A 16289-nucleotide genomic window follows, 5' to 3' on the forward strand; every position below is an offset into this window, starting at 1 on the left:
AGTCCTGACTTTTATTTGCGTGCGTCCAAGTATTGCCTAAAATCGCAGGCCAGTTCTGTAGCGTACGTCATACGCGCGGTGTCGTTCATGGAGCGCGCCCGGGTGTTCGCCGCCCCGACAGCCTCGTGGGGAACCTCATACCCGATCAGCCGGTGCAGCTCCTCGTAGGACTCGACCAGGCTCTTTGAAGGCTCGGCCTCAGTCTGGTCCAGGCAGTGCTCGGCAGCCGCAAGGAGCGTCGCGGCGTCCGTGAACTGCCGGCAATCGACCGCAATTCTGGCGAGTTGCGTCAAGCCGATGCTCATCTGAGAGTGGTCTGGGGACTCCGTCAGGATTCGAAACGACCTTTCCAAGTAGCCCAGCCGCCGCACGGGCTCGCCTTCGGGCAGGACGTCCGCGAGGTTGACGAGTGCAAGCGCCTCCCGCACCGGGTCGCTCCCTTGGAAGGTTGCGAGCGCCGTCTCCAAGAACGGAACAGCGTCATCGTCGTGGCCCGAGTCTGCCAGCATACGGCCGAAATTGAGCGCGACCTTCGCCGCCCCGACTGTGTCTCCTCCGGAGCGGTATGCATCGAGGCTGGCCTCGAACAGAGGCTTCGCCTTCTCAAAGTCGCCTTTCAAGGCGTGCAGAATCCCCATGTTCGCGATTGATGCTGCAGCGTTCGTCGGCAGGCCAAGCTCGCCAAACCGTTCTGCTGCCATGCCGAGGTTCTCGAGGGCCTTCTCGGTCTGCCCGACGTTCATCGCCATCGCTCCGAGCGCGTTGTGCGCGTTGGCCACGAGCTTCTCGTCCGAGTGCCCGACGTCGAAGATCGCCCGGCCGATCAGCTCTACACCCTCCGTCGTCGGGCCGCGCCGCAGCCACGGCTTGCGCAGAGCGAACGCCAGAGGCACCGCCCGGCCGTCCAGCGCGTCTATCGACCGCCGCAGAGCGGCGACAAGGTCTTCGTACGCTCGCTCCAGCACCTGGAACGCCTCGGCAGACGACTGTCCCTCGATCGTCTCGTCGATCCACTCCGCCAGATCGAGAGCCCACTCCAGATGGCGCTCGAACGCGTCCGGCGCGTCCTCTTCGATCCGCTCGCGCCCAAACTCCTTCACCGTCTCGACCAGCCGGTACCCCATCGCGTGGCTCGAGCTATGCACGGCAGTGACGACGCACTTCTGCACGAGCGACTCCATCTCCTCCAAGGCGTCCCGCCCGCAGACCACGCTGGCGTCGGCCGTCGTGAACACGCCCTGGAACGCCGAAATCCGCGCGAATATCTCCCGCTCGGCGTCGTCCAACAGCCCGTGGCTCCACTCCAGCGTCGCCCTGACCGTCCTCTGCCGCGGCTCGACGTCGCGTTGCGTCGACCGCAGCAAGTCCAGCTTCTTGCCGAGGCGCTCGACGATCGCGTCCAGCCCGATCGTCCCGGCGCGGGCCGCCGCCTGCTCGATGGCCAGCGGAATGCCGTCCAGAGCGCGCACGAGGCGCACCACGACCGGCGCCGAGCCGGAGTCCAGCACGAAGTCCGCACGGCGCTGCCGCACCCTGTCGATGAACAGCGCGGCCGATTCGTGCCGCAGCACCTGCACGGGGTTCTGCTCGGTCTCGGGCGGCAGAGCCAGCGGGTTCGTGATGAAAGTCCGTTCTCCGCTCAGACCGAGGATTTCGCGGCTCGTGGCTAGGATCTTGACTCCCGGGCACTCCATCAGAAGCCGCCGCGCGACCGCCGCCGCAGAGTCGAGTACGTGTTCGCAATTGTCGAAGATGAACAGCGCTTCTCTCTTGTCGAACGCCTCGACGACCGCGTCGATCGGATCCGTCTGGTCCGGAGCGTCGACCCCCACCCCGCGTGCAACGACGCCAGACACGTCTGATGAGCGCGGAAGGTCCGCGAAGGAGACGAAGCGCACGACCTGCGTCGAGTAGCCGGCGACGTGCGCGCCCGCCTGCAGCGCCAGCCTCGTCTTTCCGCAGCCTCCCACGCCGATCATCGTCACGAGCCTCGACGCGGACAGCGCCTCCTCAACCTCCCGCAGCTCCTGCTTGCGGCCGATGAACGCGGTGAGCTGAATCGGTAGGTTGTGGTCGAGCGCGTTCAGCGACCGGAGGGAGGGGAACTCCTCCTCAGAGCAGACAAGCTCGTAGATGTGCTCCGGGTGCAGAAGGTCCTTCAACCGGTGCAGCCCGTGGTCGCGGAAAGAGTGCTTGCCCGAAACGCACGCGTGCACGGCCTGCGACACGACGACCTGGCCGCCGTGCGCGACCGCCCTCAGCCGAGCGCAACGGTTCACCGTCGCGCCATAATAGTCCCCGTCGCGGTCCTCGACCTCGCCCCTGTGCAGGGCGATCCGGACGCGGATCGGCTTCGAGGTGGGCCAGTTCTCGGACGCAAGCTCGCGCTGCAGCGCCGCAGAGGCCGCTACAGCGTCCTCCTCGATTTTGAAGACGCAGAAGGCCGAATCCCCCTCCCCGCGCTTCTTCAAGACCTCGCCCCCGTGCGCCACGACGACCGATTCCACGATCTCGTCGTGGCGGGAGATTGCCTGCGATGCGGGGCCGGGCTCGGCCTCCCAGAGCGCGGTGCTGCCCTCGACGTCCGTCATGAGGAGCGTCAAAGCCTGACGGACTGCCTCCATGGGATACTCGCCTTAGAGTGTATCCGCTATCCGCGAAACCGGCAGGTTTGATCTTCGAAAGTACGCTAGACGGTTGTATCGAATGCTACAGCATCAAGCTCTCGCCCGTACGACCCACTCCGGGTTGACCTCGCGCATCATCGGCGAGTCGACCATGCTGTGCCCGTGCTCGATGAAGTAGTCGAACTCCTCGGGGAACACCTTGATCGCTGCGACGACCGGCCACGCCGCCGCGTCGCCGAGGCCGCAGAACGAGCGGCCGTCGATCTGGCTGCAGATCTCCAGCAGCTGCTCCTTATCGCCTTTGCGCCCGTCGCCTCTCATGATTCGCTCTAGCAGGTGCTCCATCCAGCGTGTGCCCTCGCGGCACGGGGTGCACAGGCCGCACGACTCCTCAGCGTAGAACCGCGCCGTGCGCCAGATGAAGCTGACGATGCAGGTTTGGTCGTTCAGGAAGATGCAGCCGCCGCTGCCGACCATCGAGCCGACCTCTTCCATCTCCTCGTAACCGAGGATCGCTTTTTCCGTGTCTTCCTTGTTGATCATCGGGACGGACGATCCTCCCGGCACGCACGCCTTCAGCTCGCCTCCCGTCATGCCGCCTGCGAGGCTGAGCAGCTCGATCAGTGGGGTGCCAAACTCGATCTCGTAGTTGCCGGGCTTCTTGACGTGGCCGCTGACCGAGAACACCTTCGTGCCGGTCGAGCGCTGCGTGCTGGCGCCCATCTTCGCGAACCACTCGCCGCCTCGATCGACGATGAACGGTGCGCAGCAGAACGTCTCGACGTTGTTGATGAGCGTCGGCAGGTTCCACAAGCCGCCCACGGTCGGCAGCGGGCCGTGCGGGAACTTCAGCCGCGGCATGCCTCTTTCGCCCATCAGTGAGTTCATCATGGCGCTCTCCTCGCCGCACTCGTAGCTGCCGGCGCCCATGTGGATGTGCAGGTCGAAGTCGAACCCTTTGCCCAAGACGTCCTTGCCCAGCAGCCCGGCCTCGTACGCCTCGTCGATCGCCGTGCGCAGAATCTTTGCGGCGTCCATGAACTCCGCTCGAATGTAGATGTATCCGACGGTGCTCAGGGTGCAGTACCCCGCGATCGTCATGCCCTCGATCATCTGGAACGGGCACCGCTCCATCAGCTCCTTGTCCTTGAAGGTTCCGGGCTCGCCCTCGTCGGCGTTGCTGAGCACGTAGTGGGGCTTGTCGGTGTCCTTTGGCAGGCCGTTCCACTTGATCCACGCCGGGAACCCTGCGCCTCCGCGTCCTCGCAGTCCGCTCGCCTTGATCTCGTCGATCACGGCTTGCCTGTCTATCTCGACGGCCTTGGCGAGGGCGTTGTAGCCGCCTGTGGCTTTGTAGCCGGCGAGGGTCGCGTAAGCGGGATCGTGCGCGTGTTCGAGCAGAAGCTTCAGTTCAGCCATTGGCACGAGAAGTGTACCCACGGTATGATGAGAGCCCTACTTTCGGTCGGCGAGCATCGAACAGTAGGAAGGAGGCGTCCATAACTTATGGCATTGGCAACTGCACTTGAGGAGAAAAAGAAAGTTCTTGAACAGGTCTTGAGCAACCTGGGCAGCGATGATGGTCCGAGGACGGTGGAGGGTCTGCTACAGGCTCTGTCAGATCGATTTCATGAGGATCTGATTGCTCATGCGATACTTGACCTCTTGCGAAAAGGCAGTATAGTTCGAGACGATAACGGCAGTCTGGTCCTACTCCAATAGGATCAGTGAGAGCCTGAGGTTCGTTCAATGGCGGAAAATCCAAGGGAGCACAGATACTTTACTGGCAACCCCCCGGAAGACAATCGATCTCAGTTTGAGAGAGATCGAGATCGGGTGCTACACAGCGGTTACTTTCGGCGCCTATCGGGAGTAAGCCAGGTTGCTTCGGCTGCCGATGGAGACCACTTTCACAATCGTCTAAGTCATACGCTAGAAGTCGCTCAGATCTCGCGCCGGATGGCGGAACACCTGGCCAAGTCAAGTGAGGTTAGCAAAGAGCTCCTACCGAATGCAGACGTCGCTGAGACTGCGGCACTCGCGCACGATCTTGGACACCCGCCATTTGGTCACGTCGGCGGATCCGCAATCGAGGGTTTTGTCAACGCACGAACTGGGGGAACAGACGGATTCGAAGGCAATGCCCAGTCCTTCCGAGTTGTTGTACGGCTAACGAGGCGTGAGGACGATTTCGGGGGACTTGATCTAACTCGAGCTTCGTTGGCCGCGATCGTGAAGTACCCCTGGCTTGGGGGCTCGGAGAACGCACTCTCGATAGGCAAGTATGGAGCTTACGAGACAGAGAAGGAGGTGTATGAGGACGCAATGGAATGTGTCCTGGGCGTTGCCAACCGGTCAGTGGAGGCTGAAATAATGGACTGGGCAGACGACATTGCGTACTCCATTCACGACGTATACGACTTCTATCGAGCTGGCAAGATACCCCTTGCAAGACTTGCCCGCGACCCAATGGAGTGGGCCCCGATCTTCGAGAGACTGAAACATGAGGATCCAGACGCTTTGCGGAATGCGGCAGTCGAACTGAGGGACGACCTCCACCTAGTGCCAAGTACAGAGTTTAATGGTGGTGCGTCGCATAGGGCTCGGATGCGTCAGTTGTCTTCCTACCTGATTTCAATGTTCATCCTGAAGTCCACAAAGTTAGTGGATCCTTCCGAAAACAACGGGGATTTCTTGGCTATCGATGAACGAGCACGTCTCAAGGTGGCTCTTCTGAAGAAACTCGTCTGGCACTTTGTAATCGAGGATCAAGCCTTGGCCGCTCAGCAAGTTGGTCAAAGGCAGTGCTTGAAGAAGATTCTCGCTGCGACTTGGGTCGATATGAAGAGAGAACGACAGATCATCCTGCCGCTTTCGCATCGAGAACTACTAGAGTCCGGCAGCCCTCCTGGTCGAGTTCTCGCTGACTTCCTTTCGAATTTAACAGAGCGCCAAGCTCTCGCGCTGTACCGCAGATTAGTGGGTCTTCAGGAAGGCTCGATCATGGATGTCATCACGATCTAACCCTTCTCACCAGGCATCAGATGGACTCTGACGACCTCGTCGGCCAGTTGCACGACCGTCGATTCCTTCGTCGCTCGGAGCTTGTCGAGCAGCGCGTCCACCTTTGCGTCGTCCATCGGACCGTAGTACTGGTCGCCGACCTGCAGGAGCGGCGCGCGGTCGCAGGCGTCGAGGCACTCGACCTCGTGCAGGGTGAAAACACCGTCCTCGGTCGTCTCGCCGAAGTCTATCCCGAGCTTCTTCTTCAGGTGCGATGCCAGCTTGTACGCGCCGCACATGTGGCAGGTGAGGCACGTGCAGACCTCGATCATGTGTCTGCCGACCGGGTGGTCGACGTTGAACATCGTGTAGAACGTGGCCACGCCCTCAACCTCGGCGAACGTCCTCTTCAGCCGGGCGGAGACCTCCAACATCGCTTCGGGCGGCAGCCATCCGCCGTACTCGCGCTGCGCGATCCACAGCGCGGGGAGGATGCACGACTTCTTGTCCGGGTAGTGGGTCAGAATCGCGTCTAGCTGGGCGATCGCCTTTTTGCTGAACAGCAGCTTGAGGTCTTCTAGCTTTGGCGCCTTCGGCCGGTCGGAGGTGACGGTGAGTTGGGTGAGGTCGCTCACGAGCAGCAGTTTACTCCGGGGGCTCGTAGGCTGTGGGGACGGTTACCGCCTGCGGCGGAGCGTGCCACGGTCAGGCCTTGGCCTTTGGACTCTCAGTCGAAACAGGTCCAAGCCCCAACCTAACCTCCCCCGGCCACGACAGTCTTTGGCAGACGGCGGCCAGCAGGCCTGGGGAGGGACGGGGCAGATCAACGGTGTGCCACGGTCAGGCCCGGAGGGTCTGTTTGTGCTTATCGGAGCGCGGACTCTTAGTCCGCATCCCGTCCTTCGGACTCTTAGTCCGATGAACGAGGCGCACGACAGCAATGGTCACCCAGGAGGACGACCCTCCATCAGTGAAGTCCCGAGTTATGAGTCCGAAACTCCAAAATTACCGGTCGATCTCGCCCAGCACGATGTCGATGGAGCCGATGATCGTGATGAGATCGGCGATGAGCCGCCCCTTGGCCATGACCTCGAGCGACTTGAGGTTCATGAACGAGGACGGGCGCTCGTGCCAGCGGTACGGCCGGTTGCCGCCATCGCTGACGATGTAGAACCCCAGCTCTCCCTTTGAGCCCTCGATGCCGACGTACGCCTCGCCGGCGGGCACGTGGAACCCCTCGGTGTACAGCTTGAAGAAGTGGATGACCGCCTCCATCGAGGTGTCGATTTCCCCCGTCGGCGGAGGAGCGATTTTCCGGTCTTCGGTCCAGAAACCGCCTTCGGGCAGCCCGTCGATCGCCTGTCGGATGATCTTGCAGCTCTCTTTCATCTCGGCGATCCGCACCAGGAACCTGTCGTAGCAGTCGCCCTTCGTGCCGATCGGGATCATGAAGTCGAAATCTTCGTAGCTGCAGTACGGGTTCGACTTGCGCATGTCGAGCGGGACGCCGCTGGCCCGGGCGATCGGGCCGGAGCAGCCCAGCGCCAGGGCTTCTTCACCGGTCAGCACGCCGACGCCCTGGGTCCGCAGCTTCCAGATCGGATTCTCGACCAGAAGAGTCTCGACCTGCCCAAGCTCGCTGGGGAACTTCTTGAGGAACTTCCTCAGACGTTTCTCGAATCCGTCAGGCATGTCGCCTCGCAGGCCGCCGGGAACGATCCAACTCGGCATCATGCGAGCCCCAGAGAACATCTCGAACAGGTCGAGGATCATCTCGCGCTGCTGCATGATGTAGAAGAACGGGGTCATGGCGCCGAGGTCGAGCGCGTGGGTGCCGAGCCAGACGCAGTGACTGGCCACTCGGCTCAACTCGGTGAGAATGACGCGAAGGTACTGGGCGCGCTTCGGGATTTCACATCCCAGCAGTTTCTCGACCGTGAGCGCGTGCGCGAGGTTGTTGCCGTTCGCATTGAGGTAGTCCATGCGATCGGTCATGACCACGCATTTGTGGTACTGCTGAAACTCGCCCTCCTTCTCCATGCCGGAGTGCAGATACCCGATCACACACTTAGCATTGAGGATCGTCTCGCCGTCCAACTCGCAGATGATGCGGAGGACGCCGTGGGTCGACGGGTGCTGGGGCCCAAGGTTGACGACCATCGTGTTCTCGCCGATCCTTTCGTACACGGTTTCGGTAGACGGCAAGAAGGTCTTGTGTTCCATTTGGCAGCTTGGCTTAAGGCCAAGGCAAGGTTACCCGAGAGGTTGGGTCTCACTAGACCAGGTGGGGGACGGGCGATTGCGACGGTCGAACAAAATGAAGTCCCCGGTTTTTATACCGGGGACTTCGTCATTGTAGGTTATGACGAGAACGATTACTCGTCTGCTTCCATCAGTTCGGCAGCGCTCTCTTCCGCAACGCCAGTGCCCGGTCGGGCAGCGTCGTCAACGTCACCCATCTGCGGCACATCGGCATCAGAATCATCGGTAGAGGCATCGTCTGAGCCACAGCCAGCAAACAGCAGGCAACTGCCCAGAATCATCGAACATACAAGTAGCTTTCGGATCATTTTCGTCAAGTCAGACCTACCAGCCGTGCGGGTTCAGACCCGGCAGAACCTTCCAAGAGCGACCAGATTGGTTCGCTTCGTGGCCCTCGTAAAAGTAGCCGCGAACGTCAGTCGATCTGGCGGATGTGTCGGTGGCGACGAACGTTGTTCGACCGCGTGCGACTGCGCACCACGTGCCGTCGCGCCTGTCGACCGGTCGGGTCAGCGTGTTAGGGCCAGCCCAGCCGTAGTCGTTGCCGTTGCGGTTCCAGCCTACCGGAACCCACTTCACGCACCAGCGCATCGGGCCGCCGGAGAGGTCGCCAAAGGTGCCCATGACAGCCCACCAGACGTCCCAGTTGTTGCCTTCAAAGACCATGGCCGTGCCAGATACGTCTTCGATGCCACTAGTGGACAGCGAAGGATGGTGGATTCTCTTCAGCCAGTCAGGCCGCGAGTTGTCCAAGTTCACGAAGCCAGCGATGCCAGTGTAGCGAACGTCTTGTCCGAGGTGGACGCCCAACCAGTAACCATTAGTTGCTGGAATGGAAGCGCCAGAGGTGAAGGCTCGCGGAACGAGAGCCATGTCCTGCAGGCGAAGCCACGTCGTGTAGATAGTTCCCTCAATGATGGGATCTCGCTTCGGGTGAGTTACGATGTCGTAATTCCTCATGTAGGGCTGTACGAGGTCTTGCCAGCCGAGGTCGATGGGCAAAATCGGGTGAGATGCCATCGTCGGCGACCAAAGATCGTCGTAGTCAGCCGCATAGAGCATATGTGCCGTGCCAATTTGCTTCACGTTGCTTAGCAACGCCGTATTCTTCGCGGACTCCTTGGCCTGTGCAAACACAGGGAAGAGAATCGCAGCGAGAATCGCAATGATAGCGATGACGACGAGCAGCTCAATTAGCGTAAACGCTTTCTTTCGCATATTATCAATTTTCTCCAAATAATTGCTCCAAGCGACGTTTGTCGCCTGAACCACAGCTTCTAAACGGGTACACGCTCAGATACGCCGAGCGAGACTAGCTCGAAGCCGTACGGCCATTGTACGACAAGATGCGTACCGAATCAAGTTTTAACTGGAAAAAGTGTTAGATTTTGTGGCTGCCCCGGCGATTTTGCTGGGAGAACCGGCCAGCGGAGGGCGTTCTCGCCCGAGATATAGGTGCTTATCGGCCGCCGATCTTCTCGCTTCCAGTCTCGCCCTCGAAGCTTTCTCCGGCGTGCGGAGTCGATTCGTCCTCGACCGCAGGCCCTTCGGTGCCTTGGGCAAACACCACGTCCTCGCCACCCAGCGGCTCGTCCTTCCTCAGAGGATGGCCCTTCCAGTTGTCGGGCAGCAGGAATCGCCCAGAGTGCTGATTCCCTTCGAAAACGACGCCGAACAAATCCCAAATCTCCCTTTCCGGATACTCTGCTCCCAAGAACACGTGCTTGGCGGTCGGCACAGACTGGCCGTCGTCAACGCCGACTTTGAGGTAGATCCTGGACAGGTTCTTCGTCGAGTACAGGTTGTAGACGACCTCGAATCGCCCGTCAACGTCGCGCTCGCCTTTCCAAGTCAAATAATCGACTCCGAGACACTCGACGAAGTAGTCGTACGCCAAGTCGGCATCGTCCTTCAAGAACTGGATGACGTCGGCGATCTTCTCGCGCCGGATGCAAAGGTACGTCTCGTCGAGCTTGTCGCAGACCTTTGTGAGCGCGCCGCCGAACGCCTCTCGAATCTTGATCGCCTCGAGTCGCTCTGATCCGACGGCAGGGCCCGTCATCGTTACGATCCGCTCCCAGATGGCAGTTCAGCCACCTTCTCCAGGGCTATCGTCGTTTCTTCGTCCCAGTCGATGGCGCCCACTCGGATGATATACACGTCGCCGATGATCCACAGCGCCATGTAGATGGCGGTCACTACGCCCGTAAAGACCTTGAATTCAAGCGGAGCGTCCTTAAACACCGTCATCAGGCTCCACAGAAACACGACCTCGATGTCGAAGAGCACAAAGATGATGGCTACCAGATAGAACTTGATCGGAATCCGCTCCTGCCCCGTTCCGATCGGCTCGACCCCGCATTCGTACGGCGAGCTCTTATAGGGAGTGAGCTTCTTCGGGCCGAGAACCCAGCTCAGGGTCACCATCGCCGCGCAGATAACGGCGGCGGCCACAAGCAGCAGGAGGATCGGCATGAACGCCCCGAACATGGCGGGATGTTACCTCGCTGTTCAGGCGACGGATGTGTCCAAGTAAACTAGCCGCATGGACGTCACGGCGACGCTGGAACTCCTGGTGGGTGGCACGTCTTTGACCCAAGAGCAAGCCGCAGATCTGATGCGCCAGATCATGGCTGGCGAATTGCACGAGTCCCAGATAGCTGGGGTTCTGGTCGCGCTACGGATCAAGGGGGTGGACGCGGAGGAGCTGGCCGGGTTCGCACGGGTAATGAAGCAGAACGCAAAGGTATTTGAAAACGACGCTCCTAACCTCGTCGATACGTGCGGCACTGGCGGCGGGCCGCCCACGTTCAACCTCTCGACAACGGCGGCGATCATCGCTGCCGCCGCAGGCGCGAAAGTTGCCAAGCACGGCAACCGAGCGGTGACCAGCAAGTGCGGCAGCGCGGACGTGCTGGAGGAGCTTGGCGTCGAGCTGACCGGCGATATGGGGCGGTTGCAGGCAAAGTTCGCTTCTACGGGCATCGTGTTCCTGTTTGCGCCCAACCACCATCCGGCGATGCGATTCGTCGGGCCGGTTCGCAAGGCCCTGGGCGTACGCACAGTGTTCAACCAGCTCGGCCCGCTGGCCAACCCCGCCAATGCGTCGTGCCAGCTTGTTGGCGTTTACGACAGATCGCTCATCGCGCCGATGGCGGATGCGCTGAAGATTCTCGGGCTGAAAAAAGCGATGGTCGTGTGCAGCGAAGAGGGGATGGACGAGATTTCGCCGTGCGGAGTGACGTATGGCTGCCTGCTGGAAAACGGAGCGGTCAGCGAAACGGAGCTGACGCCGGAGTCGTTCGGACTGGACCCGATTCCTTTCGAAGCGCTTGCGCCGGGTGAGACGCTTGCCGACGCTGCGGCAGCCGTCCGCGAGGCGCTGACCGAACACAGGTCGATGCGGGCGCGTGCGGCCTTGCCGAACGCCGGCGCGGCGCTATACCTGGCCGGCGTTGCAAACACTCTGCAAGAGGGGGCGTCGCTCGCCAGCAGGGCAATCGAAACCGGCGCGGCAGCGGCAACATTGGACGGGCTTGTCTCATGAACGTCCTCGACCGCATCTTGCAATCCAAGCGAGATCGGCTTCCAGATCGCATGGCAAGCATGTCGCTCGATGAGGTCCGATCGCAGGCCGCCGACGCGCCGCCGACCCTCGGTTTCTTGGACGCACTATTGTCGAGCGAGCACGACGTTTCCCTCATCGCCGAGGTCAAGAAGGCCAGCCCGGTACAAGGCGTCTTGCGGGAATCGTTCGATGCTGTGGAGATCGCTCAAACTTACAAGCTGTGCGGTGCGGACTGCTTGAGCGTTCTGACCGACGTAGAGCACTTCCAAGGCCATCCGAGCTACGTTCGGCTTTGCAGGTCTGCGACCGGCCTGCCGACTCTGCGAAAGGACTTCACGATCCACGAGTACGATGTCTACGAGGCCCGAGCCCTCGGCGCAGACGCCGTCCTGCTGATTGTCAGCGCATTGGAGCGCGCGCACCTCCAGGAACTGCTCCTGTTGGCAGGGGAGCTGGGAATGGATGCGCTGGTAGAGGCTCACTCGTTGGACGAAGCGCTCGTCGCTGTGGAGATCGGAGCCAAGCTGGTCGGGCTCAACAACCGAGATTTGGAGACGTTCGAAGTGAACATCGAGATTGCGAGAGACGTGATTCCACAGATCGCCGGTCGAGCGACGGTCGTCAGCGAAAGCGCGCTGAACAACAACGACGACGTCCGGCTGGCGCAGGAAGCCGGCGCGAGAGCAGTCCTCATCGGCACCAGCTTTTGCACCGCGCCAGACATTGCACAGAAGGTGCGGGAAGTGATGGGCTGGTGACACGGATCAAAATCTGCGGCTTGCGTCGTCGATCAGACGCGGAGGTCGCCATTGAGTGCGGCGCGGATGCTCTCGGGTTCGTGATGGAGCTGACCAGCCCCAGGAGGATCACGGCGATAGAGCTGGGCGAGATGGCCGATACCGTCCCGCCGTTCGTTTTTGCGGTCGGCGTCTACGGCCGGTATGCGCCGGCGGAGCACGCGCCGTTCTTCGACGCGGTCCAGGCGATAGACGTAGACCAACACGTGCTGCCTGAGGGATGCCGCTCGGTTCTGACTTATCGAATGGGATCGGGTCAAGACTTGCCGGATCTCGCCTCTGTCGACGCGCTGCTGATCGATTCGTTCTCGCCCGACGAATACGGCGGGACGGGCAAGCAGATCGACGTCGAGGCTGCGAGGCGGCTCATTCACGAGACGAGCCTTCCGGTCATCGTTGCCGGCGGTCTCACGCCGGACAACGTCGGCGCGGTCGTCCGCGCTCTTCGGCCCTTTGCCGTCGACGTCAGCAGCGGAGTGGAAGAGGAGCCTGGGATCAAGAGCGCAGACCTGATCGCTGCATTTGTGGCCGCAGTTCGCGAGGCCGACGACTCGGAATAGCAAGGGGAATTGTCGCGATGTATCTGAACCGAGGCACGATTATTGCGCTGCACTCGTTGGAAACATACGGCGGGTTACCTCCCAGGTCGCGCAAGTTGCCTGTAGGTATACTCGCACCCGCAATTATACCGGAGGCAGAAACCGATTGAGCCTGGCAATAGAAACGAAGAATTTGACCAAAACGTATAACGTCGGCGGTGGGAAAACCCGCGATGTCGTCGACAATTTGAACCTCGAAGTGAGGACTGGCGAGATATTCGGCTTCTTAGGACCGAACGGCGCTGGCAAGACGACGACGATCAAGATTCTTCTCGGCATCATCAGGGCGACCTCGGGTGAGGCGTACGTGCTCGACAAGGTGGCCGGCGATGTCGAAGCGCACAGGCGCCTCAGCTATCTGCCGGAAAAGCCTTACTACTACGAGCACATGACGGGCTTGGAGATCATCTCGTTTTACGCCTCGCTATTTGGCATCAAGGACATCGACCTTTGCAAGTCGCTCTTAGAAAGGGTCAATTTGGCAGATGATATGAACCGACCGATCGCTCAGTACTCCAGGGGCATGCAACAACGGATCGGTTTGGCTCAAAGTCTCATCAACGACCCCGAGTTGCTGTTCTTGGACGAGCCGACTGCCGGGCTTGATCCGATCGCGCACATCGACATCCGCAACCTGATCCTGCAGTTCAGGGAAGATGGCAAGACGGTGTTCATCTCTAGCCACGAACTGAGCGACATCGAGAGAATCTGCGACCGCGTCGCCATAATCAACCACGGGGTCGTGATCAAACAGGGCGAGTTGGACGAGCTTCTGGCTGGCGGTAGGATCGAGATCACGGCAAGCGGGCTCGCGCAGGAGAAGGCGAAGGCGATGAACTTTCCCGATACGATCGTTTCGGTAAGCGGCAACCGCGTGATCGTGGACATGCCGGATTCCGAGGACGCCGACGCAGCGATCGAACTGATGCGCTCTGCCGGCGGCAAAATCATAAGCGTCATACCGCGGCGCAGACGGCTGGAAGATCTGTTCCTAGAATCCGTGGGTGCGTCTTTTGTCAAGGGCGGCGCATTCGGAAGAAGCGCCGATGCGGTGAAAGAGAAAGAAGCAGATGAAGACGAGAGGGACGAGGTGAAGGCTTGAAGGTCATCTTTGCTATCGCAAGAACGACGGTCGGCGAGGCGATTCGGCGAAAAATCTTGTTGGTCATTCTCCTGATCGGCGTCCTGTTCTTGGTCATTGCTCCGGGGCTGAACATGCTGACGGCGCGACAGGAGCAGACTGTCTTGATCAGTTTGACCCTCGGCGTCATCCAGCTGACGAGCGCAGTGCTCGCGCTGGTTCTGACCGTCTACATGATCCCGAACGAGATCGAGCGTCGAACGATTTACACGATCCTGGCGAAACCGGTTCAGCGCTGGCAGTTCGTGATCGGCAAGTACCTCGGCGCGATCGGAGCGCTTGGACTGATGATGGCGCTCATGACGTTCACGCTGATCATCGTGTACGCGATCATGCAGGGGGTCAGCGATATCCAGCAGTTATCGCTGCTTGCGAAAGCGCCTCTGATGTTCTTCGTCCAAATGTGCCTGCTCTCGGCTGTTGCCGTGACGTTCTCGACGTTTGTGGCGCCGATGGTCAACTTCTTCCTCTCTGGCGGCGTTTACCTGCTCGGCTCGCTGTTCAATTCGCTTCTGGAGATCATTTCTGACAGTTCGACTATGCACCCGGCTATGAAGGTGGTGGCGACGGTGCTGTCGTCGGTCGTTCCGAACTTCCAGAACTTCAATGTGCAGAACTCCTCGATCAACGCGAGCCAGGTGATACGCGGTGAACTCGCTCACTTCGTGAACCTGACCGCGTATGGAGTGACGTACATTCTAGTCCTTCTCTTCGTCGGAATTTTGATCTTTGATCGCAGAGAGGTCTGAGCCATGAAAAGCAAAGTGAAGATATTGCTTCCGATGATCGCGCTTCTGCTCGCAGCGCAAGCGATTCTACAGCAGGCGGTCGTGTATCCGTACTGGAAGGAGAACTACGCGGTTCAGAGCGAGGGCGACTACAGTCAGCTCGCGCCCGACCAGTTGATCATGGCCGCAGCAGGTTTCCGCGAGATGATCGCCGGAATTCTATGGGTGCGCGCCGACGGATACTTCGAGACCGGCAAATACGACGCGGTTCTTCCGATGATCCGCATCGTGACGTTGTTGGACCCGAAGCAGATCGACGTTTACTCGACCGGGATGTGGCACATCGCCTACAACTTCACAGACGAAGCTCAGCGTTCAGACCGCCGGTACGTATCGGTCGCGCTTGCCCTGGGGCAAGAGGGATCGCGGAACAACGAATACAGCTACGAACTGTTCTTCGAGACCGGTTGGCTCTGGTATCACAAGATCAATGACGGCTACGACGAGGCCGTGCTGTTGATCGAAAAGGCGAGCACTTACGATAGAGACAAACTCGAGAAACAGTATTTGGACAGCGGTATGAGCCCGGCGGAGGCGCATTTCCACGCCGAAGTAAACGGCATTCCGCCAGCGCGAAGCAACCTTCTCGGCAAGGCTTATTTGCGCGCAGGGCGCATAAAGGATGCGCTGTATTACTTGAGGAGGCGCGTTCTGGATGAAGAGGCGAAGATGAAGGGCGACATCTATAGCGATCACAGAGTTGCTCGCGATACGAACGAGAACAATTTCGACAACCTCTTGGTCCGCATGGCGCAGCGAGGTTGGTTCGCAAGGGAAGGCGGATACTATGAAGGTGGCGGATACGACACCGATCCGCCGTTCGACGTCGGCTTCAGCGCCCAGGTGACCGTCACGGATCACAAGGTGTTGCAGGTTCGCGGTACGTGGAACGTGCTTCCCGTCGGAACACGAATTCGGTTTATTCTGCGCGATGCCGACTACCCCCATGCGACCCCGGGCGGAATGGTTTGGAACCAGGGTGAAAAAGTGGAGTTCGAGCCGTCCAGGGATCGTACATTCCTTCAGGATTCGCTCTACGTCAAGAACCAGAGGTTCACCAAGCGGATCGACATGCGTCGAGACGTCACGATGTATCCGCTGACGCGCGACGAGTACGTGCTGGAGTTCTACTATAACCCGCGCAGCGCGCCGGACCATATCCAGGACAGGTTCGGATTCACCGGCGAAGGGATGACCGACCAACTCTACTTGAACACGCAAGTACGAGAAGACCAGCGCGTCATATTCTGTCAGATGCGGCTGACGCGCGAACAGATCTATCGCATCGGCGAGTGGTCGCTGGGACGCAAGACGCCGGTTGTGCAGACGCCGAACTTCAGGGAGGAAGGGATGTTGAATAGAAGCGCGGATATCATTCAAGTCCCAGGCTTGCGCGCGCCGAGCGCCTCAAGGTCAGAAGACGACTCCGACGAGCCGGATACTCCGGAGTAGGCGCGGTAAAAAAAGGACAGGCGACCGAGACCGGCGGGATGCTAAGATAAGG

The 16289-nt window shown here is 60.1% G+C and carries 15 protein-coding genes; 7 read left to right on the forward strand and 8 right to left on the reverse strand.

The features are described from left to right. Positions 1 to 11: 11 nt before the first annotated feature. Positions 12 to 2624, reverse strand: coding sequence for a tetratricopeptide repeat protein (locus IH944_03890; GenBank protein ID MCH7903691.1), 2613 nt, complete (start codon positions 2622 to 2624; stop codon positions 12 to 14). 93 nt (positions 2625 to 2717) lie between these two features. Then, on the reverse strand, positions 2718 to 4046 hold the full coding sequence (gene nuoF / locus IH944_03895) for an NADH-quinone oxidoreductase subunit NuoF (protein ID MCH7903692.1): 1329 nt from the start codon (positions 4044 to 4046) through the stop codon (positions 2718 to 2720). A gap of 330 nt (positions 4047 to 4376) precedes the next feature. Here nuoF and dgt point away from each other — a divergent pair, with 330 nt between their 5' ends. Then, positions 4377 to 5651: a dNTP triphosphohydrolase gene (gene dgt, locus IH944_03900; GenBank protein ID MCH7903693.1), complete on the forward strand. Its 1275-nt coding sequence runs from the start codon at positions 4377 to 4379 to the stop codon at positions 5649 to 5651. On the opposite strand, the gene IH944_03905 is transcribed toward dgt, so the two are convergent. The 6 genes from IH944_03905 to ndhC form a co-directional block, all read right to left on the reverse strand. Next, the gene (locus IH944_03905) at positions 5648 to 6175 is read right to left on the reverse strand and encodes an NAD(P)H-dependent oxidoreductase subunit E (GenBank protein ID MCH7903694.1); all 528 of its coding nucleotides are present in this window, start codon (positions 6173 to 6175) and stop codon (positions 5648 to 5650) included. The genes dgt and IH944_03905 overlap by 4 nt on opposite strands. A gap of 460 nt (positions 6176 to 6635) precedes the next feature. Next, positions 6636 to 7853, reverse strand: a complete 1218-nt coding sequence (nuoD, locus tag IH944_03910) for an NADH dehydrogenase (quinone) subunit D (protein ID MCH7903695.1) — start codon at positions 7851 to 7853, stop codon at positions 6636 to 6638. A 152-nt stretch (positions 7854 to 8005) separates the two neighbouring features. Further along, positions 8006 to 8200 carry a hypothetical protein gene (locus tag IH944_03915; GenBank protein ID MCH7903696.1) on the reverse strand — a complete coding sequence of 65 codons (195 nt, stop codon included), beginning with the start codon at positions 8198 to 8200 and terminating at the stop codon, positions 8006 to 8008. A gap of 16 nt (positions 8201 to 8216) precedes the next feature. Next, on the reverse strand, positions 8217 to 9110 hold the full coding sequence (locus IH944_03920) for a prepilin-type N-terminal cleavage/methylation domain-containing protein (GenBank protein MCH7903697.1): 894 nt from the start codon (positions 9108 to 9110) through the stop codon (positions 8217 to 8219). Between the two features lie 241 nt (positions 9111 to 9351). Continuing rightward, positions 9352 to 9954 carry an NADH-quinone oxidoreductase subunit C gene (locus tag IH944_03925; GenBank protein ID MCH7903698.1) on the reverse strand — a complete coding sequence of 201 codons (603 nt, stop codon included), beginning with the start codon at positions 9952 to 9954 and terminating at the stop codon, positions 9352 to 9354. A 2-nt stretch (positions 9955 to 9956) separates the two neighbouring features. Further along, on the reverse strand, positions 9957 to 10382 hold the full coding sequence (gene ndhC, locus IH944_03930; GenBank protein ID MCH7903699.1) for an NADH-quinone oxidoreductase subunit A: 426 nt from the start codon (positions 10380 to 10382) through the stop codon (positions 9957 to 9959). Between the two features lie 55 nt (positions 10383 to 10437). Here ndhC and trpD point away from each other — a divergent pair, with 55 nt between their 5' ends. From trpD to IH944_03960, 6 genes are all read left to right on the forward strand, one after another. After that, positions 10438 to 11439: an anthranilate phosphoribosyltransferase gene (trpD, locus tag IH944_03935; GenBank protein MCH7903700.1), complete on the forward strand. Its 1002-nt coding sequence runs from the start codon at positions 10438 to 10440 to the stop codon at positions 11437 to 11439. Next, a complete protein-coding gene (trpC, locus tag IH944_03940) occupies positions 11436 to 12218 on the forward strand; it encodes an indole-3-glycerol phosphate synthase TrpC (GenBank protein ID MCH7903701.1) in 783 nt (260 codons plus the stop codon). The genes trpD and trpC overlap by 4 nt, the downstream gene beginning before the upstream one ends. Before the next feature lie 20 nt (positions 12219 to 12238). Further along, on the forward strand, positions 12239 to 12817 hold the full coding sequence (locus tag IH944_03945) for a phosphoribosylanthranilate isomerase (GenBank protein MCH7903702.1): 579 nt from the start codon (positions 12239 to 12241) through the stop codon (positions 12815 to 12817). Positions 12818 to 12989: 172 nt separating this feature from the next. Continuing rightward, positions 12990 to 13958 (forward strand): ABC transporter ATP-binding protein, encoded by a 969-nt coding sequence (locus tag IH944_03950; protein ID MCH7903703.1) that lies wholly within the window; start codon positions 12990 to 12992, stop codon positions 13956 to 13958. Then, a complete protein-coding gene (locus tag IH944_03955; GenBank protein ID MCH7903704.1) occupies positions 13955 to 14746 on the forward strand; it encodes an ABC transporter permease in 792 nt (263 codons plus the stop codon). The genes IH944_03950 and IH944_03955 overlap by 4 nt, the downstream gene beginning before the upstream one ends. Before the next feature lie 3 nt (positions 14747 to 14749). After that, complete coding sequence (locus tag IH944_03960; protein MCH7903705.1) at positions 14750 to 16237, forward strand: hypothetical protein; 1488 nt, start codon at positions 14750 to 14752, stop codon at positions 16235 to 16237. Positions 16238 to 16289: the final 52 nt, after the last annotated feature.

It is taken from the genome of Armatimonadota bacterium, assembly GCA_022563855.1.
Classification (GTDB): Bacteria; Armatimonadota; Fimbriimonadia; order Fimbriimonadales; family Fimbriimonadaceae; genus JADFMN01.